A 24,877-nucleotide genomic window follows, 5' to 3' on the forward strand; every position below is an offset into this window, starting at 1 on the left:
ACCTGGGGGGACGAGCACGGAAGCCGGAGAGATGAGCACCGCAGTCACGCAGCACGAGGCCGGGTCGGGGCTGCCCGGGCAGCAGACCCGCAGGGCGGCCCCCGTCCGCGACCGCTACTTCGACCTCCTGAGGGCCCTCGCCCTCTTCCGGGTCGTCCTCTACCACCTCATGGGCTGGGCCTGGCTCCCGCTCGTGTTCCCGTCGATGGGTGTGATGTTCGCGCTCGCCGGCAACCTCATGGCCCGCTCCCTGGGGAGCCGCCCCGCCCTCCAGGTCGTGCGCGGCCGGATGCGCCGCCTGCTGCCCCCGCTGTGGCTGCTCGGCGCGATCGGCGTGACGGGCATGCTCGCGCAGGGCTGGGGCCCGGACGACGACGGGCACCCGGGCTGGTGGTGGCTCCACCTCACCTACTGGATCCTGCCGCTGAGCGACCCGCCCTTCGCCGAGGGCCTGTCCGGGGTCCACGGCGTCCTGGGCGAGGACTGGGCGGAGCAACTGGCCGGGCCCCTCTGGTACATCCGCGCCTACCTGTGGTTCGTCCTGCTGTCCCCCTTCCTGCTGAAGGCCCTGCGCGCGCTGCCCCTGGTGACGATCGTGTCGCCGATCGCCCTGGCGGCGGCCTTCGAGTTCGGCTACCTCACGCTGCCAGGCGAGCGGTTCCCCTCGGCGCTCACCGACTTCAGCACGTTCGGCGCCTGCTGGATCCTCGGCATGGCCCGCCAGGAGGGCATCCTGCGGCGGATCCCCCGCTACGTCGTCCCCTCCGTCGCGCCGGCCATCGCCTGCCTGGGCCTGTGGTACGCCATGACCCACGGCTTCGGGGAGGGCCACGACCTCGACGACATCCCCTTCGCCCAGTCCCTGTGGTCCTTCGCCACGGTGATGCTGCTCCTGCACATCAGCCCGTCCTGGTCCCAGTGGCCCGGCGGGCTGCGGCGCTGGGCACGGCCGATCACCCTGCTCAACTCCCGCGCGGTGACGATCTACCTCTGGCACAACACGTGCATCCTGATCGCCGCGACCCTCTGGGACCACCTGTGGAGCGTCGACACCCTGTCGGAGGACTACTCCTGGCTCCTGGAGAGCTCCTGGCCGGTCCTGGCCCTCGTCTGGCTCCTCATCGGCGCCTGTGTGCTCGCCTTCGGCTGGGTGGAGGACATGGCGGCCAAACGCCGGCCCGTGCTGTGGCCGGACGGCGCGCAGCGGGGCCGTGACGCCAAGCACCGGTGAGGGCTCCCGGCCTGCCCGTGTTCGCTCACATATGAACCGGGTCACATGAGGTTCCGAAACCTCTCATCCCCCCTCCACTCTTGGTGAGAGCAAAGTTCCCTTCCGGTCACCCAGTGCCACAGACCGGAAACGCGCCCTCCCTACCGTCGGGACTCAGCCACTCCCTCGAACCACCCGAGCCCCGGTACACCGTGGAGGCGTCATGACAGCCCCTAGCACAGCCCCCGCACCCCCCAGCAGGGGCGGCCGCTGGATCCAGCAGTGGGATCCGGAGGACGAGACCTTCTGGAAGGAGACCGGAGAGAAGGTCGCCCGCCGCAACCTCTTCTTCTCCGTCCTCTCCGAGCACATCGGGTTCTCGATCTGGACGATGTGGTCCGTGCTGGTGCTCTTCATGGGCCCGGAGTACGGGCTCACGCCGGCGGACAAGTTCCTGCTCACCTCGGTGGTGACGCTGGTCGGAGCCGTGGTCCGCGTCCCCTACACCTTCGCCGTCGCGATCTTCGGCGGACGGAACTGGACGATCGTCTCGGCCGCCCTCCTCCTCGTCCCCACCGTCGCCGCCTTCACGGTGATGGAACCGGGAACCTCCTTCAACACGTTCCTGCTGGTCGGCCTGCTGGCCGGTATCGGCGGTGGCAACTTCGCCTCCTCGATGACCAACATCAACGCCTTCTTCCCCCTGCGGAAGAAGGGCTGGGCCCTCGGCCTCAACGCGGGCGGCGGCAACATCGGTGTCCCGGTCATCCAGCTGGTCGCGCTCGCCATCATCGGTGCCAGCGGCGGTCCGCGGGTGCTGCTGGGGATCTACATCCCGTTCATCGTCGTCGCGGCCGTCCTCGCCGCGCTCTTCATGGACAACATCGAGAACGTGAAGAACGACACCGGCGCTGCCAAGGACTCCGCCAGGGACGCGCACACCTGGATCATGTCCTTCCTCTACATCGGCACCTTCGGCTCCTTCATCGGATACAGCTTCGCCTTCGGGCAGGTGCTGACCAACCAGTTCGGCCGGACCCCGCTGGAGGCGGCGTACGTCACCTTCATCGGCCCGCTGCTCGGCTCCCTGATCCGCCCCCTGGGCGGGTGGCTGGCCGACAAGTACGGCGGCGCGAAGATCACGCTCTACAACTACGTCGGCATGGGCGTGGCGACCTCGGTCCTCATCGCCGCCAGCATGGAGAAGTCGCTGGCCCTGTTCACCGTGGCCTTCGTGGTGCTGTTCGTCCTCACCGGCCTCGGCAACGGCTCGACGTTCAAGATGATCCCCGGCATCTTCCAGGCGAAGGCCCTGGCCAAGGGACTCGAGGGTGAAGCGGCCGCCGCCTACGGGCGTCGTCTCTCCGGTGCCTCCATGGGCCTGATCGGCGCGGTCGGCGCGCTCGGCGGCGTCGGCATCAACCTCGCCTTCCGCCAGTCCTTCCTCTCCTACGGCTCCGGCACCGGCGCGTTCGTGGCCTTCCTGGCCTTCTACGCCGCCTGCTTCGTGGTCACCTGGGCCGTATACCTTCGCCGCTCCGCGGCCCGCACCCAGGCCACGACGACCACCTCGGAGGCGAAGCCCGAGCTCAGCTACGCGAAGGTGTGACGTAACACCAGCGACATGAAGCCGAACCGAGCCTGTCACGAGCCGTTGACAGGCTCGGTCGGCATGCGGGTGCCATCACCTGGTGGTAGATGCAACGACTCGAGTGCGGGAACGAGAGTTATGTACGAGGTACAGCAGCGACCTGACCATGGACCCCTCGCCGGGTTCACCGTGGGAGTGACGGCCGCGCGCCGGGCCGACGAGCTGGGCGCGCTCCTGCAACGGCGCGGAGCCGCCGTTCTGCACGCCCCTGCCCTGCGGATCGTGCCGCTCGCGGACGACAGCGAACTGCTGGCGGCGACCAAGGAGATCATCGAGCAGAGCCCGGACATCGTGATCGCCACGACCGCGATCGGCTTCCGGGGCTGGATCGAGGCCGCCGACGGCTGGGGCCTGGGCGAGACCCTGCTCGACGGGCTGCGCGAGGTGGAGATCCTCGCGCGCGGCCCGAAGGTCAAGGGCGCGATCCGTGCGGCCGGCCTCACCGAGGAGTGGTCGCCGTCGTCGGAGTCCATGGCCGAGGTGCTGGACCGGCTCCTGGAGGAGGGCGTCGAGGGCCGCCGTATCGCCATTCAGCTGCACGGCGAACCCCTGCCCGGCTTCGTGGAGTCGCTGCGGGCCGGGGGAGCCGAGGTCCTGGGCATCCCCGTCTACCGGTGGATGCCGCCGGAGGACATCGCGCCGGTGGACCGGCTGCTGGACGCGGCGGTCTCGCGCGGCCTGGACGCGCTCACCTTCACCAGCGCACCGGCCGCCGCCTCCCTGCTGTCCCGTGCCGAGGACCGCCGTCTGCTGCCCGAACTGCTCGCCGCCCTCAACCACGACGTCCTGCCCGCCTGCGTCGGCCCGGTCACCGCGCTGCCGCTGCAGGCCCAGGGCATCGACACGGTCCAGCCGGAGCGTTTCCGGCTCGGCCCCCTCGTCCAGCTCCTCTGCCAGGAACTGCCCGGCCGGGCGCGCTCCCTGCCGATCGCCGGGCACCGGGTGGAGATCCGCGGCCACGCGGTCCTCGTCGACGGCGAACTCAAGCCCGTACCGCCGGCCGGCATGTCCCTGATGCGGGCCCTGGCCCGACGCCCGGGCTGGGTGGTGGCCCGCTCCGACCTGCTGCGGGCCCTGCCGGGTGCCGGACGTGACGAGCACGCGGTGGAGACCGCGATGGCCCGGCTTCGTACGGCACTGGGGGCGCCGAAGCTGATCCAGACCGTGGTGAAGCGGGGTTACCGGCTGGCACTGGACCCGGCTGCGGACACGAAGTACGCCGGCGTGTGACCCGGCGGCGCCGAGCGCCCCGAGGCCGCGTGGGGGGACGTCACACTCCGCTCACCGCCGGTACGAGGGGTTCCGGCCGCACGAGCGGGCAGGCACTGTAAGAGGGAACGGAACGGTTCCTCACCGGTGTGACTGCTAGGCGGTGACAGGCACATGGCACTGGGTACGGCCACGGCCGCGTACGAGCTGCGGTTCGATGCCGGGCGGATCTGTCTGGATCTCCTCGCGACCACCCACCCCGACGAACGCCTCGACTCCGTAGAGGTGCTGCGCGCCTGGATCACCGGTTCGGGACTCGTCCCGGCGGGCACCGGGCTCGCGCACGCCGACGCCTCCTGGCTCGACGGCTTCCGCGAACTGCGCGACCGCACAGGGCAGTTGGTGCCCGGAGGACTCGCGCCCGAGGGGCGGCCGTACGATCTCGCGCTCGCCCACGTCAATGAGATCGCCCGCGCGGCCCCTCCCGCTCCACGCGCCGTGACCTGCGAAGACGGCACCCTCGTCCGGGAGTTGGACGGGCCGCCCGAGTGCGCGGCACTGCTCGGCGCCGTCGCACGGGACGTCGTGGAACTCCTCACGGATCCGGTCGCGCGGGCGGGCCTGCGGCAGTGCGAAGGGGACAACTGCCCGATCGTCTATCTCGACACATCACGGGGGCGCAGGAGGCGTTGGTGCTCCAGCGAGGTGTGCGGGAACCGCGAAAGGGTGGCCCGGCACCGTCGTCGGGCGGCGCTCACCCGCGCCTGAGTGCCCGTTATGTTGCTTCTGTGGAACGGCTGTCGAAGTGATTTCGATTACATGCCGTTTACCTTCGGCGGCCCGAGGGCAGCTGACGTGATCTTGTCGCTGTGGCGGAAATGTAAAGATCGCGCGGTGGGAATGTGCACCCATGTCCCGCCTCGTCACGTCACTCACAAGAAAACTGTCGCCTCCCTTTGAACATCCAACTCTCCGCGCCCGTACCCGTGGACGAGCGACCGACTGGGGGAACCCCCGGACATCGGAGGTGGGCGTGCGCAAGGATTCCGTCGTGGCCAATGAACGTGGATCGAGGGCCCGACATCGCATGTCCCAGCCCTCGGAACCTGATGAGGAGCTCATGCGTGCGCTCTACAGAGAACACGCCGGACCCCTGCTCGCGTATGTCCTCCGCCTTGTCGCGGGAGACCGGCAACGTGCCGAGGACGTCGTGCAGGAGACGCTCATCCGTGCCTGGAAGAACGCCGGCCAGCTCAATCGAGCGACCGGATCGGTACGCCCCTGGCTGGTGACGGTCGCCCGGCGCATCGTCATCGACGGCCACCGCAGCCGGCAGGCCCGGCCGCAGGAGGTCGATCCGTCGCCGCTGGAGGTCATCCCCGCGGAGGACGAGATCGACAAGGCGCTGTGGCTGATGACGTTGTCCGACGCGCTCGACGACCTGACCCCGGCTCACCGGGAGGTGCTCGTTGAGACGTACTTCAAGGGGCGTACGGTCAACGAGGCCGCCGAGACGCTCGGCATACCCAGCGGCACCGTGCGCTCAAGAGTCTTCTACGCACTGCGGTCGATGAAGCTGGCACTGGAGGAGCGGGGGGTGACGGCGTGATGAGTGTGTACGGGGGAAACCAGGGATTCGGTACGGGTGGTGCGGGTATGTCTGGCCCCATGATGGGATCTCCGGGTCCGAACGAGCACGAGACCGTCGGCGCCTACGCTCTCGGCATCCTCGACGACGCCGAAGCAACCGCTTTCGAAGGCCATCTCGCCACCTGCGAATGGTGCGCCCAGCAGCTCGACGAGCTCGCCGGGATGGAGCCGATGCTGGCCGCGCTCGCGGACCTGCCGGGCTCCGGCACCCCCGCCATCGGCGAGTCGCTGTCCGCCAAGCCCAGCCCGCGCGTGGTGAACAGGCTCGTCGACGAGGTCGCCGAGCGACGTGCCCAGAAGCGCCGCCGCGGTTTCTACATGGTGGCGGCCGCGGCCGCGCTGATCATCGGCGGCCCGATCGTCGCGACGGCAACGGCCGGCGGCGACTCGAGCGGTGGCGGCGCCAAGGAGGGTGTGACCCTCTCGGCCACCCCGGCCAAGGACCTGTTCGACGGCATCGGCGAGAAGGTCACGGCGACGGACCCGTCGACGGGCGTGAGCGCCACCGTGGCCCTCGCGAAGAAGGACTGGGGCACCGAGACGGTCCTGGAGCTCAAGGGCGTCAAGGGCCCGCTCAAGTGCTCCCTGATCTTCATCGGCGACAACGGCGAGCGGGTGACGGCGGCAAACTGGTCCGTCCCGGCCTGGGGCTACGGCCTCCCGGACGGCAAGACCGAGAAGTCCAAGAACCCGCTCTACGTCGTCGGCGGCGCGTCCTTCACCCCGGACCAGATGAAGGGGTTCGAGGTCATGACACTCGACGGCGACGTCATCGCCAAGGGCAACGTGTGATCGACTGGGCGCGCACATAGCTTCTCGGGGCCCCCTTCGCGTACGGTTGACGGCTGCCCAGCACGTCAGAAGGGGGCCCGGTGGCCGCTCAGGCTCAGCAGGAAATCGCGGTCGACTCGGTTCAGCATTCCGCGCACGATTCCGTGCGTGACCGAGAGATCAGCGTCGAACAGGAACACCTCGACCGGGTGTACCAGCGCCTCGAGGAGAAGATCCACGAGGCCGAGTTCCTCATGAACGACGCGGCCAAGCGTGGCCAGGTCGGAACCCCCGGCGCGCTCGCCGAGCGCGACGCCCAGGTCTTCCGGGCAGGCATCCACCTGAACCGGTTGAACAACGAGTTCGAGGACTTCCTCTTCGGCCGTATCGACCTGCTCCTCGGCAAGGACGGCAAGAAGGGGCCGGACGGCGCCTACACCGCGGTGGAACCGGCGGAGGGCGCGGTCCGGCCGGACAACACCGCCGACATCGCCGAGACCCTGCACATCGGCCGCATCGGCGTCCTCGACCAGGACTACGCCCCTCTGGTCATCGACTGGCGGGCGCCCGCCGCCGCCCCGTTCTACCGCTCCACCCCGGTCGACCCGGGGCGGGTCGTCCGTCGCCGTGTCATCCGCTCCAAGGGGCGCAAGGTGCTCGGCGTCGAGGACGACCTGATGCGCCCCGAGCTGAAGGCCCGCCTCGGCGGCCGGGACCTGGCCGTGATCGGCGACGGCGCCCTGATGGCCGCACTCGGCCAGGCCCGCACCCACACCATGCGGGACATCGTGGCGTCCATCCAGGCCGAGCAGGACCTGGTGATCCGCGCTCCCGCCGCCTCCGTGACGTACGTCGAGGGCGGCCCGGGCACGGGCAAGACGGCCGTCGCCCTGCACCGGGCGGCCTATCTGCTCTACCAGGACCGGCGGCGGTACGCGGGCGGCATCCTCATCGTCTCCCCGACCCCGCTGCTCGTGGCGTACACCGAAGGCGTCCTCCCGTCCCTCGGCGAGGAGGGCCAGGTCGCCATCCGGGCGATCGGCTCGCTCGTCGACGGGGCCGAGGCCACGCAGTACGACTCGCCGGCGGTGGCGCGGGCGAAGGGCTCGTACCGCATGCTCAAGGTCCTGCGAAAGGCGGCACGAGGCGCCCTGGAGGCCGGGCCGGGCAGCACCGCGCGCCCCGGCGGCCCCGCCGGACAGCTCGCCCTCGACGACCCCGAGCCGCAGCCGCAGGCCCCCGCAGGCCCGCCCACCCGGCTCCGCGTGGTCGCCTTCGGGCGCCGCCTGGAGCTGGAGGCCGCCGAGCTGGACCGCATCCGCAACAACGCGCTCAGCGGCACCGCCCCCGTGAACATGCTGCGCCCCCGCGCCCGCAAGCTGCTCCTGGACGCCCTGTGGTCGCGCTCCGGCGCGGCCGGCCGGCACACCGACCCGGAGCTGGCCGCCGAGCTGCGCTCCGGCTTCGACGAGGACGTCAGCTCCGAGGACAGCTTCATCGATTTCGTCGACGCCTGGTGGCCGGAGCTGACCCCCAGGGCGGTCCTCGACGCCATGGCCGACGAGCGGCGCCTGGGCCGCTGGGCCCGGCGGATCCTCAACCCCGGTGAGGTACGCAGGGTCGCCCGCTCCCTGAGACGCGACGGCCTCTCCGTCCACGACATCGCGATGCTCGACGAACTCCAGTCCATCCTCGGCACCCCGGCCCGCCCCCGCCGCCGGCGCGAGGCCGACCCGCTCGACCAGCTCACCGGCCTGGAGGAGCTGATGCCGGTCCGCGAGGAGACTCAGCGCGAGCGGGCCGAGCGGCTGGCCCAGGAGCGCGTCGAGTACGCCCACGTCATCGTCGACGAGGCCCAGGACCTCACGCCGATGCAGTGGCGCATGGTCGGCCGCCGGGGCCGGCACGCCACCTGGACGGTGGTCGGCGACCCCGCCCAGTCGTCCTGGTCCGACCCCGACGAGGCGGCCCAGGCCCGTGACGAGGCCCTTGGCAGCCGCCCGCGCCGCCGCTTCCAGCTGACCGTGAACTACCGCAACCCGGCCGAGATCGCCGAGCTGGCCGCGAAGGTGCTGGCACTGGCGATGCCGGGCGCCGAGTCCCCGTCGGCGGTGCGCTCCACGGGCGTACAGCCGCGGTTCGGAGTCGTACGGGAATCCCTCGGCCAGGCCGTCCGGGTGGAGGCCGCCCGTCTCCTGGACCTCGTCGACGGCACCATCGGCGTCGTGGTCGCCATGAATCGCCGCGAAGAGGCCAGGCGCTGGCTCGCCGGGCTCGGCGACCGGGTCGTGGCGCTGGGCAGCCTGGAGGCGAAGGGCCTGGAGTACGACGCCACGGTCGTCGTCTCCCCGGCGGAGATCGCGGACGAGTCACCGGCCGGGCTGCGGGTGCTGTACGTGGCGCTGACCCGTGCGACGCAGCAGCTCACGGTGGTGTCGGCGGAGCGGGACGCGCCGGACGCCGACGGGGTGCCGGACCTGCTCAGAGATTGATCCGAGGAAGTCCCGGTACGGGAATGGCCTTACGGGATCCGTTTGTTAGCCTGGGTGTGGCACCGGCCCGATCCAAGCCCCCGGGCCCAACCTTCGTCGCTACGAGCGACCACTTGCCGCGAGGCGAGCATGGCGGGTCGGTGCCACTGAATGTCGAAGAGGCCCACGTCGATCGTGACGTGGGCCTCTTTCGCTGCCCTTCCGCTGCGAACACAACGTTCGCAATCCCACCCGGCTACCGCCTACTCGGCGGTAGGTGCGACGATCGGACGGCATCCAGCGCACAGGTGAAAGCAGAGGAAGTCGGCCATGGCAACGGCGCCCAGCGTCTCCTACTCGATGACGGTCCGGCTGGAGGTGCCCGCGAGCGGAACCGCGGTCTCCCTGCTCACCGGAGCCGTCGAGTCCCACGGAGGCTCGGTCACCGGCCTCGACGTCACTGCTTCCGGGCACGAGAAGCTCCGGATCGACGTCACCATCGCGGCCACCTCCACCGCGCACGCCGAGGAGATCGTCGAGCAGCTGCGCGGCATCGAGGGCGTCACGCTCGGCAAGGTCTCGGACCGTACGTTCCTCATGCACCTCGGTGGCAAGATCGAGATGCAGTCCAAGCATCCGATCCGCAACCGTGACGACCTCTCGATGATCTACACGCCGGGTGTCGCCCGCGTCTGCATGGCCATCGCCGAGAACCCCGAGGACGCCCGCCGCCTCACCATCAAGCGCAACACCGTTGCGGTCGTGACGGACGGCTCGGCGGTCCTGGGCCTCGGCAACATCGGCCCGATGGCCGCCATGCCGGTCATGGAGGGCAAGGCGGCCCTCTTCAAGCGCTTCGCCGACATCGACGCCTGGCCGCTGTGCCTGGACACCCAGGACACCGACGAGATCGTCGCGATCGTCAAGGCGATCGCCCCGGGCTTCGCCGGCATCAACCTCGAGGACATCTCCGCGCCGCGCTGCTTCGAGATCGAGGCCCGCCTGCGTGAGGCCCTCGACATCCCCGTCTTCCACGACGACCAGCACGGCACGGCGATCGTGGTGCTGGCGGCGCTGACGAACGCACTGCGCGTGACCAGCAAGGCCATCGAGAACATCCGGGTCGTGATGTCCGGTGCCGGCGCGGCCGGTACGGCCATCCTCAAGCTGCTGATCGCCGCCGGCCTCAAGAACGCCGTCGTCGCCGACATCCACGGCGTCGTGCACGCGGGCCGTGAGGACCTTGTCGACGCCGCCCCGGGCTCGGCGCTGCGCTGGATCGCCGACAACACCAACCCCGAGGGCCTGACGGGCACGCTGAAGGAAGCCGTGCGCGGCGCGGACGTCTTCATCGGCGTGTCGGCGCCCAACGTGATCAACGGCGACGACGTGGCCGGCATGGCCGAGGGTGCGATCGTGTTCGCGCTGGCGAACCCCGACCCCGAGGTCGACCCGGCGGTCGCCCGCCAGACGGCCGCCGTCGTCGCCACCGGCCGCTCCGACTTCCCGAACCAGATCAACAACGTGCTGGTCTTCCCGGGTGTCTTCCGCGGTCTGCTCGACGCGCAGTCCCGCACGGTGAACACCGACATGATGATCGCGGCGGCGAAGGCCCTCGCGGACGTGGTGACCGAGGACGAGCTGAACCCGAACTACATCGTCCCGAGCGTCTTCAACGACAAGGTCGCGGGCGCGGTCGCCGGGGCGGTGCGAGAGGCCGCGAAGGCGGCGGGCGCGGCGGCGGGCCCGGCCTCCTAGCCGCCCGGGCCCGCGAGGGCGGGGGCCGACTGTGAGGATTGCCACGGCAGGCCTGACACCGGCGCGTCGTGGAACCCGGCCCTCCTGGCCGACGTTTATCGTGTCGGCCAGGCTCAACCCTCTTTTCGTGTGACTCCCAAGGGTGTTCTCACGACTCCTAGGGGTGCCGGATTGGCTTTCCCGCCGCAGGTAGGGGCAGGATGCGTCTCTGGGCGCGAGGGTCCGGCGACGGACCCGGGTCCTGGGACTGTCCGAGGGCCCTGGCAGCATCGACTTCGCTGTGCCCAATATGCGGCTCCGCCGCGTGGCACGCCTCAACAGCAAGAAGAACACGGGAGTAACAACATGAACCGCAGTGAGCTGGTGGCCGCGCTGGCCGACCGCGCCGAGGTCACCCGCAAGGACGCGGACGCCGTTCTGGCCGCGTTCGCCGAGACCGTCGGCGAGATCGTCGCCAAGGGCGACGAGAAGGTCACCATCCCCGGCTTCCTGACCTTCGAGCGCACCCACCGTGCCGCTCGCACCGCGCGCAACCCGCAGACCGGCGACCCGATCCAGATCCCGGCCGGCTACAGCGTGAAGGTCTCCGCTGGCAGCAAGCTCAAGGAAGCCGCCAAGGGCAAGTAAGCCTTCGCGTACGCGACGGAACCTGCGTACGAGGCTCAGTAACGCGAATGGGGCGGCCACCCGGTGAGGGTGGCCGCCCCATCGTCGTACAAACGCGTGTACGGGCGGTATGAGCGATGCTGTGTCTGCCCGGGGGCAACCCCCGGACCCCCGGCCGGGGCGGCGGTTGCCCCGGGCCGGAGTGGCGGATGAGCGACGGTCAGCCGAGTGCCTTGCCCGGCAGTTCGACCTTGGCGCCCAGCGCCACCAGCTTCTCCATGAAGTTCTCGTAGCCGCGGTTGATGAGGTCGATGCCGTGGACGCGGGAGGTTCCCTGGGCGGCCAGGGCGGCGATGAGGTAGGAGAAGCCGCCGCGGAGGTCGGGGATGACCAGGTCGGCGCCCTGGAGCCGGGTGGGGCCGGAGACGACCGCCGAGTGCAGGAAGTTGCGCTGGCCGAAGCGGCAGTTGGAGCCGCCCAGGCACTCGCGGTACAGCTGGATGTGGGCACCCATCTGGTTCAGCGCGGAGGTGAAGCCGAGGCGGGACTCGTAGACCGTCTCGTGGATGATGGACAGGCCCGTGGCCTGCGTCAGGGCCACCACCAGCGGCTGCTGCCAGTCCGTCTGGAAGCCGGGGTGCACGTCCGTTTCGAGGGCGATGGACTTCAACTGGCCGCCCGGGTGCCAGAAGCGGATGCCCTCGTCGTCGATCTGGAAGGCGCCGCCCACCTTCCGGTAGGTGTTCAGGAACGTCATCATCGAGCGCTGCTGGGCGCCGTGGACGTAGATGTTGCCCTCGGTCGCGAGCGCCGCGGACGCCCAGGAGGCGGCCTCCAGGCGGTCCGGGAGGGCGCGGTGGTTGTAGCCGCCGAGCTGGTCCACACCGGTGACGCGGATGGTGCGGTCGGTGTCCATCGCGATGATGGCGCCCATTTTCTGCAGGACGCAGATGAGGTCCTCTATCTCCGGCTCCACGGCCGCGTTCGAGAGCTCGGTGACGCCCTCGGCGAGGACCGCGGTGAGCAGCACCTGCTCGGTCGCGCCGACGGACGGGTACGGCAGTGTGATCTTCGTGCCCCGAAGCCGCCGCGGCGCCTCCAGGAACTGCCCGTCCGCCCGCTTCTCGATCGTCGCCCCGAACTGCCGCAGCACCTCGAAGTGGAAGTCGATGGGCCGGCCGCCGATGTCGCAGCCGCCGAGGCCGGGGATGAAGGCGTGGCCCAGGCGGTGCAGCAGGGGACCGCACAGGAGGATCGGGATACGGCTCGAACCCGCGTGGGCGTCGATGTCGGCGACGTTCGCGCTCTCCACGTGGGTCGGGTCCATCACCAGCTCGCCCGGTTCCTCACCCGGACGGACCGTCACGCCGTGCAGTTGCAGCAGACCGCGTACGACGCGCACGTCACGGATGTCCGGAACATTGCGCAGTCGACTCGGCTCACTGCCCAGCAGGGCGGCGACCATGGCCTTCGGTACGAGGTTCTTCGCACCACGGACACGGATCTCGCCCTCCAGCGGGGTTCCGCCGTGGACAAGCAGTACGTCGTCATTGCCGTTGACGGTCATGTATCTCGCGTTCCGATGAGTGGGGCAGGGACCAGAAGGGAAAGGGTAATCGCCGCCTACCCCCCTTCTGTAAGCCCAAGGACCGCCCAGGTCCGTCATAGCTGTGTCACAACACGAACCGTTCCGCATCGGCCACATGGGGTCACCGGCGCGGGCGTGCGCTCGGGGCGCACCGTTGCGCCCTGAGCTGCATTCACTGCCGTAGGCGCATTGGCTCCCCGCTCAAGGGGAAGATGCGGGATCATGTCTGGCATGACCGAGGTGTCCTCGCTCACAGGGCGGTTGCTCGTGGCAACGCCCGCCCTGGCGGACCCGAACTTCGACCGTGCGGTGGTGCTTCTCCTCGACCACGACGAGGAGGGCTCCCTCGGTGTCGTCCTCAACCGTCCCACCCCGGTGGACGTGGGCGACATCCTGGAGGGCTGGGCGGACCTCGCCGGGGAACCCGGTGTCGTCTTCCAGGGCGGCCCGGTCTCCCTGGACTCGGCCCTCGGGGTCGCCGTCATCCCGGGCGGCGCGTCCGTGAACGGAGCCCCGCTGGGCTGGCGCCGGGTGCACGGCGCGATCGGCCTGGTCGACCTGGAGGCCCCGCCGGAACTGCTCGCCTCGGCCCTGGGCAGCCTGCGGATCTTCGCCGGTTACGCCGGCTGGGGCCCCGGCCAGCTGGAGGACGAGCTGGGGGAGGGCGCCTGGTACGTCGTCGAGTCGGAACCGGGTGACGTGTCCTCGCCATGCCCGGAAAGGCTCTGGCGCGAGGTCCTGCGCCGTCAGCGCAACGAGCTGGCGATGGTGGCCACCTATCCGGACGACCCTTCGCTCAACTGATGGGTGTGAGCTTCAGTACCCTTGGCTGTTATGAGCACTCTTGAGCCTGAGACCCAGCCGCAGCGCGGGACTGGTACGGGGACCCTCGTAGAGCCGACGCCGCAGGTGTCCCGCGGCGACGGAGACCACGAGCGCTTCGCCCACTATGTCCAGAAGGACAAGATCATGGCGAGCGCCCTCGACGGCACTCCCGTCGTGGCGCTGTGCGGCAAGGTCTGGGTGCCGGGCCGCGACCCGAAGAAGTACCCGGTGTGTCCCATGTGCAAGGAGATCTACGAGTCCATGGGCGCCGGTGGCGACGACAAGGGCAAGGGCGGCGGCGACAAGTAGTCCTTCCCGGCTGAGGAGGCCGGCTGAGGTCAGTCCGAGTCCGTCCGAGTCCGCCTGAGCCCGTCTGAGTCCGTCTGAGGTTCACGAGGCCCTCGGGGCGCGTTTTGCGCGCCCCGAGGGCCTTTGTCGTCCTTTGTCGTTGCAAGGGGTGCGTCGGCTGGTCACAGAGTGGTTGAGACCTCTTGTCGGCGCGTTCATGTAGTACTTAGCCTCCGTGGTGTTGTGCAGAGCGAAACCGTCATTGCATATGCTGCAACGCTCGGAGGAGTACTCCATGAAGCTCGCCCCCCGACTCCCCGCCCTTCTTCTGGCCGCTCTCGTCATCACGGCCTGCGCCCCGCAGACGTCCGACAACGCCTCCTCCGACAAGGACGAGGAGACGGGCACCCTGCGCGTCTGGCTCTTCCAGGAGGTCGGCAACAAGCCGAAGGAAAAGGTCGTCGACTCCGTCGTCACGGCCTTCGAGAAGGCCCACAAGGGCACCGAGGTCGACGTCGAGTACATCCCCGTCGAAACCCGCGCCCAGCGCGTCAAGGCCGCCTTCAACGACCCGAAGTCCGCTCCTGACGTCATGGAGTACGGCAACACCGACACGGCCGGCTACGTGAAGGACGGCGGACTCCTCGACGTCACCAAGGAGTTCGGCGACTGGAACGAGGCCAAGGACACCGACCCCACCGCTAAACAGTCGGTCACCGTCGACGGCAAGCTCTACGGCGCGCCCTTCTACGTCGGTGTCCGCGCCCTGTACTACCGCACCGACGTCTTCGAGGACCTGGGACTGAAGCTCCCGAAGACCATGGCCGAACTGGCCTCCACGGCCCGCGAGATCCGCGCGGCCCGACCCGACCTGTACGGCCTCGTCGTCGGCGGCGCCTACATGTACGGCGCGATGCCCTTCGTCTGGGCCAACGGCGGCGAACTCGCCACCGGCAAGGGCGGGTCGTACGCCTCCGCCATCGACAGCGCCGCCGCGCAGAAGGGCATCAAGGCGTACACGTCCCTCTTCGGCGACGACAACTGTCCCGCCCCCAAGTGCGCGGGCATGGGCGGCAACGACACGATCACCGCGTTCGCCGCGGGCAAGGCGGCCATGGCGATCGGCGGCGACTTCAGCCACACCGCGGTCGAGGCGGGGAAGGTGAAGGGCAAGTACGAGGTGGTGCCGCTGCCCGGTGTCAGCCCGGGTTCGATCGCCCCGGCGTTCGCCGGCGGCAACAACATCGGCGTACTGCAGAGCACCTCGCACCGCACCCTCGCCGTCGACCTGATGGAACAGCTCGCCTCGAAGAAGACGCAGACCGAACTCTTCGACGCGATGGGCTTCCTGCCGACCTTCGGGGACGTCCGGCAGCAGGTCGCGGCGAAGGAGCCGTTCGTGAAGCCGTTCGTGCAGACCCTGTCCGCCGGCACCAAGTTCGTGCCCGCCTCGCCGGCCTGGTCGCAGATCGACTCCTCGCTGGTGCTGCCGACCATGTTCCAGGAGGTCATCAGCGGCAAGAAGGACGTGGCGGCGGCCTCGAAGGACGCGGCGACGAAGATGAACGACGCGTTCGGCTCCGCCGGGTGACGCGGGTGCCCGAGAGCGCGGGGGCTGCGGATCGTGTGCGGGTGCCGGCTGCCCGTGGCTGGTCGCGCCCACGCGGCGGTAGCCGCAAATCCAACACAGACCCGCGCCCCTGGGGGCGTAGCAACACCCCTTGGCTGTACCTCGCCCCATCTCTCGTCGTCCTCGGCGGGTTGCTCGTCTACCCCATCTACCAGCTCGGGCTGATCTCGTTCTTCCAGTACACGCAGGCCCAGGTCAGCGGTGGCGAACCGACCACCTTCAGGGGGCTCGGGAACTACACGGAGCTGTTTTCCGACAGCCAGTTCTGGCAGGTGCTGCTGGCGACGGTCCTCTTCGCGGCGGCCTGCGTGGCGTCGACGCTGGCGGTCGGCTGCGCGCTGGCAGTAACCCTCACGCGCGTACGCGCCCTGCCCCGGCTCGTCCTGATGATGGCCGCGCTGGGCGCCTGGGCGACCCCGGCCGTCACCGGCTCCACGGTGTGGCTGCTCCTGTTCGACCCGGACTTCGGGCCCGTGAACCGGGTCCTGGGGCTCGGCGACCACTCATGGACGTACGGCCGCTACAGCGCCTTCCTCCTCGTCCTGCTCGAAGTGGTGTGGTGCTCCTTCCCGTTCGTGATGGTCACGGTGTACGCCGGCATCCGCGCCGTCCCGGGCGAGGTGCTGGAGGCCGCCGCCCTGGACGGCGCCTCGCAGTGGCGGATCTGGCGGTCCGTCCTCACGCCGATGCTCCGGCCGATCCTGACCGTCGTCACCATCCAGTCGGTCATCTGGGACTTCAAGGTCTTCACCCAGATCTACGTCATGACGAACGGCGGCGGCATCGCCGGCCAGAACCTCGTCCTGAACGTGTACGCCTACCAGCAGGCCTTCGCGTCCTCGCAGTACAGCCTCGGCTCCGCGATCGGCGTGGTGATGCTGCTGATCCTGCTCGCCGTCACGCTCGTGTACCTGCGGCTGCTGCGCCGCCAGGGAGAGGAACTGTGAACCTTCTTCGTCTTCGGGTGCGGCGCCCGTGGCGGCTGGCCGCCGAGGCGTCGTCGCTGCTGATCGCGGTCGTCGTCGCCTTCCCCCTCTACTGGATGGTGCTCAGCGCCTTCAAACCGGCCGGGGAGATCGAGTCGACCGAGCCCAGGCCCTGGACGCTCGCGCCCTCCCTCGACTCCTTCCGGCGCGTCTTCGAACAGCAGGAATTCGGCCGTTACTTCCTCAACAGCCTGATCGTGGCGTGCGGTGTCGTGATCATCTCGGCACTGATCGCGTTTCTCGCGGCGACCGCCGTGACACGATTCCGCTTCCGCTTCCGGACCACCTTGCTGATCATGTTTCTGGTGGCCCAGATGGTGCCCGTGGAGGCCCTGACGATCCCCTTGTTCTTCCTCATGCGGGACTTCGGGCAGCTGAACACGCTGGGTTCGCTGATCCTGCCGCACATCGCCTTCTCGCTGCCCTTCGCGATCTGGATGCTGCGCGGTTTCGTGAAAGCCGTACCGGAGGCGCTGGAGGAGGCCGCGTACATCGACGGGGCGAGCCGGGCGCGATTCCTGTGGCAGATCCTTTTCCCGCTGGTCTTCCCCGGTCTTGTGGCCACCAGCGTGTTTTCCTTCATCTCGGCCTGGAACGACTTCCTGTTCGCCAAGTCCTTCATCATCAGCGACACCTCGCAGTCGACCCTGCCGATGGCGTTGCTCGTCTTCTACAAGCCGGACGACCCCGACTGGGGTGGTGTGATGGCCGCCTCCACGGTGATGACCATTCCGGTACTGATCTTCTTCGTACTCGTACAGCGACGGCTGGTCTCCGGGCTGGGCGGAGCGGTTAAGGACTGACGACATGGGCTTCGAGGATCTGATTCCGGCTCCCGGCAAGGGCTGGTGGGTGCCGCCGACGCGGGGGGCGTTTCCCCTGGACGAGGAGACCGTGCTGCACGCGGAGCCCGGCACGGAGGGGGTCGCGCGCTGGCTGCGCGGCGCGCTGGGTGCCGCCACCGGCCTGCCGTTCGCCGAGGGCCGGGGCGACAACGGCATCGTGCTGCGCGTGGACCCGCAGCTGGCGGCGGAGGCGTACCGCGTCGTCATCGACGGCCACGCGATCCGCGTCGACGGCGGAAGCGCGGCCGGCGTCTTCTGGGGTGCGCAGACCTTCCGCCAGCTGATGGGCCCCGACGCCTACCGGCGGGCACCTGTCGACCCGGCCCGCCGGGAGTGGTTCGTGCCGGCGGTCGTGATCGAGGACGCCCCCCGTTTCCGCTGGCGCGGCCTCATGCTCGACGTGGCCCGGCACTTCATGCCCAAGGACGGTGTCCTGCGCTACCTCGATCTGATGGCGGCACACAAACTCAACGTCTTCCACTTCCACCTGACGGACGACCAGGGATGGCGCGTCGAGATCAAGCGGTATCCGAAGCTGACCGAGACCGGATCCTGGCGGGCGCGCACGAAATTCGGTCACCGGGCCTCACCGCTGTGGGAGGAGAAGCCGCACGGCGGCTACTACACCCAGGACGACATCCGGGAGATCGTCGCCTACGCCGCCGAACGGCATATCTCCGTCGTCCCCGAAATCGACGTACCCGGCCACTCGCAGGCCGCCATCGCCGCGTACCCGGAACTCGGCAACACCGACGTCATCGACACGACCTCCCTCACGGTCTGGGACAGTTGGGGCATCTCCGAGAACGTACTCGCCCCCACTGACAACACCCTGCGCTTCTACGAGGGGGTGTTCGAGGAACTCCTCGACCTCTTCCCGTCCGAGTTCGTCCACGTCGGCGGTGACGAATGCCTCAAGGACCAGTGGCGGCGCTCGCCCCTCGCGCAGGCCCGTATCGCGGAACTCGGCCTCGCGGACGAGGACGGGTTGCAGTCCTGGTTCATCGGACACTTCGACACGTGGCTGTCCGCGCGCGGGCGCAGGCTCATCGGCTGGGACGAGATCCTGGAGGGCGGGCTGGCCGAAGGGGCGGCGGTCTCGTCCTGGCGGGGCTACGAGGGCGGCATCGCGGCGGCCCGCGCGGGCCACGACGTCGTCATGTGCCCCGAGCAGCAGGTGTACCTGGACCACCGGCAGGACGCGGGTGCGGACGAGCCGGTCCCCATCGGCTACGTCCGCACTCTGGAGGACGTCTATCGGTTCGATCCCGTTCCACCGGAGTTGACGCCCGAGGAGGCCGGACACGTACTCGGCGCGCAGGCCAACGTGTGGACCGAGGTGATGGAGGACCATGCACGCGTGGACTATCAGACGTTCCCCCGCCTCGCGGCCTTCGCCGAGGTGGCCTGGAGCTCCCTGCCCGCCCCGGCGGAACGGGACTTCGCCGACTTCGAGCGCCGGATGGCCGTCCACTACCGGCGCCTCGACGCCCTGGGAGTCGCCTACCGGCCGCCGACCGGGCCCCTGCCGTGGCAGCGGCGGCCCGGGGTGCTCGGCCGGCCCATCGAGGGGCCGCCTCCGAACAGGTAAGCGAGAAAACCCGCAAGAGTCACGGAAGAGTGTCAATCGGTACGCACCGGTGATGCCGTATGAAAACGGACCATCTCCCTGGTGAGGAGGGCGAATGCCTCCTAGCGGACCCCCGCGTCCGGGTCCTGCGAAGATGTGCCAGAGTTGCCACGTCCGCCCTGTCAGCACGTACCGTACGGCAACACAGGTGGGACCAGGTGGGGCAGCGGGAAGGGGCAGCCGGTTTTGACCACGCACGCACCGCAGGCGGCGCAGGCCGTGACGCTGCCCACGACGCTGGACGAGGCCGTGGCGGCCCTGGCCGCCATGCCCGCCGCCGTGCCCGTGGCCGGCGGCACCGACCTGATGGCCGCCGTCAACTCCGGGCAGCTCAGGCCCGCCGCTTTGGTGGGACTCGGCCGGATCAGCGAGATCCGTGGCTGGCAGTACCAGGACGGCCACGCCCTGCTCGGCGCCGGCCTCACGCACGCACGCATGGGCCGCCCCGACTTCGCCGCCCTCATCCCGGCGCTCGCGGCCTCCGCGCGTGCCGCCGGCCCGCCGCAGATCCGCAACGCGGGCACCCTGGGCGGCAACATCGCCTCGGCGTCCCCCACCGGGGACGCGCTTCCGGTGCTGGCCGCTCTGGAGGCGACGCTGATCATCGCGGGCCAGGGCGGAGCCCGCCGGGAGATCCCGGTGTCGCACCTGCTGGCGGGCATGGAGATGCTGCGCGCCGGCGAACTCATCGGCTACGTGCGCGTGCCCTTGCTGCACGCCCCGCAGGTCTTCCTGAAGGCGACCGGCCGCACCGGCCCGGGCCGGGCCCTCGCGTCCGTCGCCCTGGTCCTCGACCCCGCCCGCCGCGGAGTCAGGTGCGCGGTGGGCGCCATAGCGCCGATGCCGCTCAGGCCCCTGGACGCCGAGCAGTGGGTCGCCCGGCTGATCGACTGGGACAACGGCCGCGCGATCGTCCCCGAGGCGCTCAGCGCCTTCGGCGAGTACGTCGCCGCGGCCTGCATCCCCGAGCCGGGCCCGGCCGAGGACGGCTCCGCACAACAGCTTCCGCCCGCCGTACGGCACCTGCGGCGCACTGTCGCCGCGCTGGCCCGACGAGCACTGGGGAGGGCACTGTCGTGACTGACGACCAGCAGGGAGAGGGCATGTCCCGGGGCGCGGGCCGCTGGGACCCGCTGCCCCAGGGCGACTACGACGACGGCGCCACCGCCTTCGTGAAACTCCCCGAAGGCGGTGTCGACGCCCTCCTGGCCTCCGCCGACCCGCTTGCCGCACCCGGTCACGGCTATGTGCCGCCGCAGATAACGGTCACGCCGGCCACCACTGCCGGCACCGACCCGGCGTCGACGGGCTCGTGGGCGATGCCCGCCGAGGGGGTTCGGTGGCCGGACCCGAACGCGGTGCCCCAGGACGCCGGGAACGACCGGTTCACCTACGAGCCGGGCGCCACGGGACAGTGGAACTTCGACGAGACGGCGGCTCCGGCGTCCGGCCACGACGTGACCGGGCAGTGGTCGATCCCCGTCGCCGGCGGGGACATCCCGGACGAATCGGGCGAGTTCACCACGTCGTCCCTGGTCGAGCAGTGGGGCGGCGGTACGCCGCCGGCCACCCTGCCGGGCGGCGCGTCCGCCCCCTGGGCGACGGAGGCCGCGGGGCAGCCCTGGGACCAGCAGCCTGCCGAACCGCCGGCGGAGGCGGGGCACACGCGCGAGCAGCCCGCCGCGTACCCGTTGCCGCCTGCCGCCCACGCGCCCCGCGAAGGCGGCCGCGCGCCGGACGCGTACGCGCCGGAGGAGTTCGCACCGGACGCGCCGACCCCCGTCGAGTCCGGCCCGGCCGGACACGACCATGAGCAGCCCCGCTCACACGCGCCCGAACCGCCCGCCGAACCCGCCTCACAGCCCGCTCACGGTGACGGCGAGACCCAAGAAGCCGACGGGGCGCCCGAGGAGGCCCACGGGGCCGCCGAGGCCGTCGACGGGGCCACGGAGCCGCCCGCCGAGGCGGACGCCGGCGAGGACACCGCCGTAGCCGCGGAGACTCCCGACGGCGAGGCCGCACCCCCGCCGTCCGGCGAGGAACACCCCCTCGCCTCCTACGTCCTGCGCGTCAACGGCGTCGACCGCCCCGTCACCGACGCGTGGATCGGCGAATCCCTGCTCTACGTGCTGCGCGAGCGGCTCGGTCTCGCGGGCGCCAAGGACGGCTGCTCGCAGGGCGAGTGCGGCGCCTGCAACGTGCAGGTCGACGGCCGGCTCGTCGCCTCCTGCCTGGTGCCCGCCGTGACCGCGGCCGGCAGCGAGGTCCGTACCGTCGAGGGCCTGGCCGTCGACGGACAGCCCTCGGACGTGCAGCGGGCGCTCGCCAGGTGCGGAGCCGTGCAGTGCGGGTTCTGCGTGCCGGGCATGGCGATGACCCTGCACGACCTCCTGGAGGGCAACCCGGCGCCGAACGAGATGGAGACCCGCCAGGCGCTGTGCGGCAACCTGTGCCGGTGCTCCGGCTACCGGGGTGTCGTGGAGGCCGTCAAGGAGGTCGTCGCGGAACGCGAGTCGCATTCCGCGGCGGACACTGAGACGGACGCGGACGAAGCACGTATTCCGCACCAGGCGGGTCCGGGAGCGGGCGGGGTCCACCCGTCGGCGTTCGAACCGGCCGAACGGCATGACCATTCGTACGGCAACGGACAGGGACAGGACGGAGGCCAGGCGTGAGCAACGAAGCCGCCACCGCGACCACCGCCGCGGAGGCAGCCCCCGCCCCCGAACCGATTCCGCACGGCCTCGGAGCCGCACTGCCGGCCGCCGACGCCCGTGCGAAGACCGAGGGCACCTTCCCCTACGCGGCCGACCTGTGGGCCGAGGGCCTGCTGTGGGCGGCCGTCCTGCGCTCACCGCACCCGCACGCGCGCATCGTGTCCATCGACACCACCCACGCGCGCGAGATGCCCGGCGTGCGAGCCGTCGTCACCCACGAGGACGTGCCCGGCAGCCCGGTCCACGGCCGCGGCAAGGCCGACCGCCCGGTGTTCGCCTCCGAGGTCGTACGCCACCACGGCGAGCCCATCGCCGCCGTCGCCGCCGACCACCCCGACACCGCGCGCATGGCGGCGGCCGCCGTCATCGTCGAGTACGAAGTCCTCGACCCGGTCACCGACCCCGAGCGGGCCTTCGAGGCCGAACCCCTGCACCCCGACGGCAACCTGATCCGGCACATCCCGCTGCGCCACGGCGACCCGGACGCGGCCGGCGACATCGTCGTGGAGGGCCTGTACCGCATCGGCCGCCAGGACCCCGCCCCGATCGGTGCCGAGGCCGGCCTCGCCGTGCCGCGCCCCGACGGCGGCGTCGAGCTGTACGTCGCCTCCACCGACCCGCACACCGACCGGGACACGGCCGCCGCCTGCTACGGCCTGGAGCCCGAGCGCGTGAAGGTCGTCGTCACCGGCGTGCCCGGCGCCACCGCCGACCGCGAGGACCAGGGTTTCCAACTGCCGCTCGGCCTCCTGGCGCTGAAGACCGGCTGCCCGGTGAAGCTGACCGCGACGCGCGAAGAGTCCTTCCTCGGGCACATCCACCGCCACCCCACCCTGCTGAGATACCGCCACCACGCCGACGCCGAGGGCAGGCTGGTGAAGGTCGAGGCGCAGATCCTCCTGGACGCGGGCGCGTACGCGGACACTTCGGCGGAGGTACTGGCCGCCGCCGTCTCGTTCGCCTGCGGGCCGTACGTCGTCCCGAACGCGTTCATCGAGGGCTGGGCCGTACGCACCAACAACCCGCCCTCCGGCCACGTGCGCGGCGAGGGCGCCATGCAGGTGTGCGCGGCCTACGAGGCGCAGATGGACAAGCTGGCCAAGAAGCTGGGCATGGACCCGGCGGAGCTGCGCCTGCAGAACGTGATGGCCACCGGAGACGTCCTTCCCACCGGCCAGACGGTGACCTGCCCGGCGCCGGTCGCCGAACTGCTGCAGGCCGTACGGGACTTCCCGCTGCCCACGCTCCCCAAGGACACCCCCGAGGACGAGTGGCTGCTGCCCGGTGGTTTTGAGGGCGCGGGCGAACCCGGCGCGGTGCGCCGCGGCGTCGGCTACGGCCTGGGCATGGTGCACATGCTGGGCGCGGAGGGCGCGGACGAGGTCTCCACGGCCACGGTCCGGGTCCAGGACGGCGTGGCGACGGTGCTGTGCGCGGCGGTCGAGACGGGGCAGGGCTTCACGACCCTGGCCCGGCAGATCGTCCAGGAGACCCTGGGCATCGACGAGGTCCACGTGGCCCCCGTCGACACCGACCAGCCGCCGGCCGGTCCGGGCTGCCGCGGCCGCCACACCTGGGTGTCGGGCGGCGCGGTGGAGCGGGCGGCGAAGATGGTCCGCACCCAGCTTCTGCAGCCCCTGGCGCACAAGTTCGGCATGTCCACCGAGCTGCTGCAGATTACCGACGGCAAGATCACGTCGTACGACGGCGTCCTGTCGACCACCGTCACCGAGGCGATGGACGGCAAGGAGCTGTGGGCGACCGCCCAGTGCCGCCCGCATCCGACCGAGCCGCTGGACGAGGCCGGCCAGGGCGACGCCTTCGTGGGCCTCGCGTTCTGCGCGATCCGCGCGGTGGTGGACGTCGACATCGAACTCGGCTCGGTGCGGGTGGTGGAGCTGGCGCTCGCCCAGGACGTCGGCCGGATCCTGAACCCGACCCAGCTGGTGGCCCGGATCGAGGGGGGCGTCACACAGGGTGTGGGCATCGCCCTCACGGAGAACCTGCGCAGCGCGCGCGGGCTGATCCGACACCCCGACCTCACCGGGTACGCCCTGCCGACGGCCCTGGACGCGCCGGACATCCGGATCGTGAAGCTGGTCGAGGAACGTGACGTGGTCGCCCCCTTCGGGGCGAAGGCGGTCAGCGCGGTGCCGGTGGTGACGTCCCCCGCCGCGATCGCCTCCGCGGTCCGCGCCGCGACCGGCCGCCCGGTCAACCGACTCCCGATCCGGCCGCAGGCCGCGGTGGTGACGGCGCAGTGAGCACGCCGCGGCCGGCGACCGGAGAGCAGCCGCGCTACGAACCGGCGCCGGGCGTGGGCAAGGTGGCGATGTGGGTCCTGCTGTTCCTGCTCGCGGCGATCGTCGTGGTGCTGGGCGGCGTCTACCTCGTGTGATGCACGGGGTCGTGCTGATCACCGGGGTGATGGCGGCCGGGAAGTCGACGGTCGCCCAGGCACTGGCGGAGAGGCTGCCGAGAGCGGCGCATGTCCGTGGCGACCTGTTCCGGCGGATGATCGTGTCCGGGCGTGCGGACTACGAGCCCGGCGACGACGGCGAGGGCGAGGACCAACTCCGGCTGCGGTACCGGCTGTCGGCGGCGACCGCGGACGCGTACGCGGAAGCCGGGTTCACGGCGGTGGTCCAGGACGTGGTGCTGGGCGCGGGCCTCGCGGCGTACGTCCGGCTGGTGCGCACCCGCCCGCTGCACGTGATCCTCCTGGCCCCCGACTCGGAGGCCGTCGCGGCGCGGGAGACGGGGCGGGTGAAGACGGGCTACGGAGCCTGGACGGTCGAGGAGCTGGACCGGGCCCTGCGGACACGGACGCCGCGCATCGGGCTGTGGGTGGACTCCTCGGGGCTGACGGTGAGGGAGACCGTGGAGGAGATCCTGGCCGGATGGGAACGGGCGAGGGTGGTCTGACGTCTCCTGGGGCGGGGGGCTTGGCCCGGGGGCGTTGTCAGTGGTGGCGCGTAGTGTTCTGAGCAGTGGGGGACGGCTGGGACGGCCACCGGAATCGGTCGGCTGTGCGTGCCCTGC

At 70.7% G+C, this 24,877-nt stretch carries 21 protein-coding genes; 20 read left to right on the top strand and 1 reads right to left on the bottom strand.

The genetic code is table 11. The annotated features are described in order from the left end of the window. Nucleotides 1-31 precede the first annotated feature (31 nt). The 9 genes from KUM49_RS22185 to KUM49_RS22225 all read left to right on the top strand — a co-directional run bounded on the left by KUM49_RS22185 (nt 32) and on the right by KUM49_RS22225 (nt 11,347). The gene (locus KUM49_RS22185; RefSeq protein ID WP_217238647.1) at nt 32-1,231 is read left to right on the top strand and encodes an acyltransferase; all 1,200 of its coding nucleotides are present in this window, start codon (nt 32-34) and stop codon (nt 1,229-1,231) included. A 202-nt stretch (nt 1,232-1,433) separates the two neighbouring features. Continuing rightward, the gene (locus KUM49_RS22190; protein ID WP_217238648.1) at nt 1,434-2,819 is read left to right on the top strand and encodes a NarK/NasA family nitrate transporter; all 1,386 of its coding nucleotides are present in this window, start codon (nt 1,434-1,436) and stop codon (nt 2,817-2,819) included. A gap of 120 nt (nt 2,820-2,939) precedes the next feature. Then, nucleotides 2,940-4,091 carry a uroporphyrinogen-III synthase gene (locus tag KUM49_RS22195; protein WP_217238649.1) on the top strand — a complete coding sequence of 384 codons (1,152 nt, stop codon included), beginning with the start codon at nt 2,940-2,942 and terminating at the stop codon, nt 4,089-4,091. A gap of 153 nt (nt 4,092-4,244) precedes the next feature. Further along, nucleotides 4,245-4,838 carry an ABATE domain-containing protein gene (locus tag KUM49_RS22200; protein WP_217238650.1) on the top strand — a complete coding sequence of 198 codons (594 nt, stop codon included), beginning with the start codon at nt 4,245-4,247 and terminating at the stop codon, nt 4,836-4,838. A gap of 319 nt (nt 4,839-5,157) precedes the next feature. Continuing rightward, the gene (locus KUM49_RS22205; RefSeq protein ID WP_010039908.1) at nt 5,158-5,679 is read left to right on the top strand and encodes a sigma-70 family RNA polymerase sigma factor; all 522 of its coding nucleotides are present in this window, start codon (nt 5,158-5,160) and stop codon (nt 5,677-5,679) included. After that, on the top strand, nt 5,679-6,512 hold the full coding sequence (locus KUM49_RS22210) for a zf-HC2 domain-containing protein (protein ID WP_302185468.1): 834 nt from the start codon (nt 5,679-5,681) through the stop codon (nt 6,510-6,512). Before KUM49_RS22205 ends, KUM49_RS22210 begins: the two co-directional genes overlap by 1 nt. An 80-nt stretch (nt 6,513-6,592) precedes the next feature. Continuing rightward, nucleotides 6,593-8,983 (top strand): UvrD-helicase domain-containing protein, encoded by a 2,391-nt coding sequence (locus tag KUM49_RS22215; RefSeq protein WP_217238652.1) that lies wholly within the window; start codon nt 6,593-6,595, stop codon nt 8,981-8,983. Between the two features lie 309 nt (nt 8,984-9,292). Next, on the top strand, nt 9,293-10,720 hold the full coding sequence (locus KUM49_RS22220) for an NAD-dependent malic enzyme (RefSeq protein WP_217238653.1): 1,428 nt from the start codon (nt 9,293-9,295) through the stop codon (nt 10,718-10,720). Between the two features lie 345 nt (nt 10,721-11,065). Next, nucleotides 11,066-11,347: an HU family DNA-binding protein gene (locus KUM49_RS22225; RefSeq protein ID WP_007382399.1), complete on the top strand. Its 282-nt coding sequence runs from the start codon at nt 11,066-11,068 to the stop codon at nt 11,345-11,347. A 199-nt stretch (nt 11,348-11,546) separates the two neighbouring features. On the opposite strand, the gene murA is transcribed toward KUM49_RS22225, so the two are convergent. Next, nucleotides 11,547-12,893: a UDP-N-acetylglucosamine 1-carboxyvinyltransferase gene (murA, locus tag KUM49_RS22230; RefSeq protein WP_053749314.1), complete on the bottom strand. Its 1,347-nt coding sequence runs from the start codon at nt 12,891-12,893 to the stop codon at nt 11,547-11,549. A gap of 252 nt (nt 12,894-13,145) precedes the next feature. On the opposite strand from murA, the gene KUM49_RS22235 reads away from it, so the two are divergent. The 11 genes from KUM49_RS22235 (at nt 13,146) to KUM49_RS22285 (ending at nt 24,760) form a co-directional block, all read left to right on the top strand. Then, complete coding sequence (locus KUM49_RS22235; RefSeq protein ID WP_217238654.1) at nt 13,146-13,718, top strand: YqgE/AlgH family protein; 573 nt, start codon at nt 13,146-13,148, stop codon at nt 13,716-13,718. Nucleotides 13,719-13,748: 30 nt separating this feature from the next. Continuing rightward, entirely contained in the window at nt 13,749-14,048 is a 300-nt protein-coding gene (locus tag KUM49_RS22240) for a DUF3039 domain-containing protein (RefSeq protein WP_217238655.1), read from the top strand. Nucleotides 14,049-14,322: 274 nt separating this feature from the next. Beyond that, entirely contained in the window at nt 14,323-15,618 is a 1,296-nt protein-coding gene (locus KUM49_RS22245; RefSeq protein ID WP_217238656.1) for an extracellular solute-binding protein, read from the top strand. Then, nucleotides 15,615-16,604: a carbohydrate ABC transporter permease gene (locus KUM49_RS22250; RefSeq protein WP_374200189.1), complete on the top strand. Its 990-nt coding sequence runs from the start codon at nt 15,615-15,617 to the stop codon at nt 16,602-16,604. The genes KUM49_RS22245 and KUM49_RS22250 overlap by 4 nt, the downstream gene beginning before the upstream one ends. Further along, nucleotides 16,601-17,446, top strand: a complete 846-nt coding sequence (locus KUM49_RS22255; RefSeq protein WP_217238658.1) for a carbohydrate ABC transporter permease — start codon at nt 16,601-16,603, stop codon at nt 17,444-17,446. The genes KUM49_RS22250 and KUM49_RS22255 overlap by 4 nt, the downstream gene beginning before the upstream one ends. A gap of 4 nt (nt 17,447-17,450) precedes the next feature. Then, the gene (locus tag KUM49_RS22260; protein WP_217238659.1) at nt 17,451-19,079 is read left to right on the top strand and encodes a beta-N-acetylhexosaminidase; all 1,629 of its coding nucleotides are present in this window, start codon (nt 17,451-17,453) and stop codon (nt 19,077-19,079) included. Nucleotides 19,080-19,304: 225 nt separating this feature from the next. Beyond that, the gene (locus tag KUM49_RS22265; RefSeq protein WP_217238660.1) at nt 19,305-20,198 is read left to right on the top strand and encodes a xanthine dehydrogenase family protein subunit M; all 894 of its coding nucleotides are present in this window, start codon (nt 19,305-19,307) and stop codon (nt 20,196-20,198) included. Then, nucleotides 20,195-21,793 (top strand): 2Fe-2S iron-sulfur cluster-binding protein, encoded by a 1,599-nt coding sequence (locus KUM49_RS22270; protein WP_217238661.1) that lies wholly within the window; start codon nt 20,195-20,197, stop codon nt 21,791-21,793. The genes KUM49_RS22265 and KUM49_RS22270 overlap by 4 nt, the downstream gene beginning before the upstream one ends. Next, a complete protein-coding gene (locus tag KUM49_RS22275; RefSeq protein WP_217238662.1) occupies nt 21,790-24,099 on the top strand; it encodes a molybdopterin cofactor-binding domain-containing protein in 2,310 nt (769 codons plus the stop codon). The genes KUM49_RS22270 and KUM49_RS22275 overlap by 4 nt, the downstream gene beginning before the upstream one ends. Next, complete coding sequence (locus KUM49_RS22280) at nt 24,096-24,233, top strand: hypothetical protein (RefSeq protein WP_217238663.1); 138 nt, start codon at nt 24,096-24,098, stop codon at nt 24,231-24,233. Before KUM49_RS22275 ends, KUM49_RS22280 begins: the two co-directional genes overlap by 4 nt. Then, a complete protein-coding gene (locus KUM49_RS22285) occupies nt 24,233-24,760 on the top strand; it encodes an AAA family ATPase (protein WP_217238664.1) in 528 nt (175 codons plus the stop codon). Before KUM49_RS22280 ends, KUM49_RS22285 begins: the two co-directional genes overlap by 1 nt. The last annotated feature ends 117 nt before the right edge of the window (nt 24,761-24,877 follow it).

Source organism: Streptomyces sp. AC555_RSS877, from assembly GCF_019049245.1.
In the GTDB taxonomy this organism is placed as follows: Bacteria; Actinomycetota; Actinomycetes; order Streptomycetales; family Streptomycetaceae; genus Streptomyces.

What these genes read in the sequence shown, in the direction of transcription:
- KUM49_RS22200 (WP_217238650.1), top strand. Translation starts at nt 4,245, where the DNA reads ATGGCACTGGGTACGGCCACGGCCGCGTACGAGCTGCGGTTCGATGCC.
- murA (WP_053749314.1), bottom strand. Translation starts at nt 12,893, where the DNA reads ATGACCGTCAACGGCAATGACGACGTACTGCTTGTCCACGGCGGAACC.
- KUM49_RS22245 (WP_217238656.1), top strand. Translation starts at nt 14,323, where the DNA reads ATGAAGCTCGCCCCCCGACTCCCCGCCCTTCTTCTGGCCGCTCTCGTC.
- KUM49_RS22205 (WP_010039908.1), top strand. Translation starts at nt 5,158, where the DNA reads ATGTCCCAGCCCTCGGAACCTGATGAGGAGCTCATGCGTGCGCTCTAC.
- KUM49_RS22285 (WP_217238664.1), top strand. Translation starts at nt 24,233, where the DNA reads ATGCACGGGGTCGTGCTGATCACCGGGGTGATGGCGGCCGGGAAGTCG.
- KUM49_RS22185 (WP_217238647.1), top strand. Translation starts at nt 32, where the DNA reads ATGAGCACCGCAGTCACGCAGCACGAGGCCGGGTCGGGGCTGCCCGGG.
- KUM49_RS22220 (WP_217238653.1), top strand. Translation starts at nt 9,293, where the DNA reads ATGGCAACGGCGCCCAGCGTCTCCTACTCGATGACGGTCCGGCTGGAG.
- KUM49_RS22260 (WP_217238659.1), top strand. Translation starts at nt 17,451, where the DNA reads ATGGGCTTCGAGGATCTGATTCCGGCTCCCGGCAAGGGCTGGTGGGTG.
- KUM49_RS22240 (WP_217238655.1), top strand. Translation starts at nt 13,749, where the DNA reads ATGAGCACTCTTGAGCCTGAGACCCAGCCGCAGCGCGGGACTGGTACG.
- KUM49_RS22195 (WP_217238649.1), top strand. Translation starts at nt 2,940, where the DNA reads ATGTACGAGGTACAGCAGCGACCTGACCATGGACCCCTCGCCGGGTTC.
- KUM49_RS22225 (WP_007382399.1), top strand. Translation starts at nt 11,066, where the DNA reads ATGAACCGCAGTGAGCTGGTGGCCGCGCTGGCCGACCGCGCCGAGGTC.
- KUM49_RS22235 (WP_217238654.1), top strand. Translation starts at nt 13,146, where the DNA reads ATGACCGAGGTGTCCTCGCTCACAGGGCGGTTGCTCGTGGCAACGCCC.
- KUM49_RS22210 (WP_302185468.1), top strand. Translation starts at nt 5,679, where the DNA reads ATGAGTGTGTACGGGGGAAACCAGGGATTCGGTACGGGTGGTGCGGGT.
- KUM49_RS22190 (WP_217238648.1), top strand. Translation starts at nt 1,434, where the DNA reads ATGACAGCCCCTAGCACAGCCCCCGCACCCCCCAGCAGGGGCGGCCGC.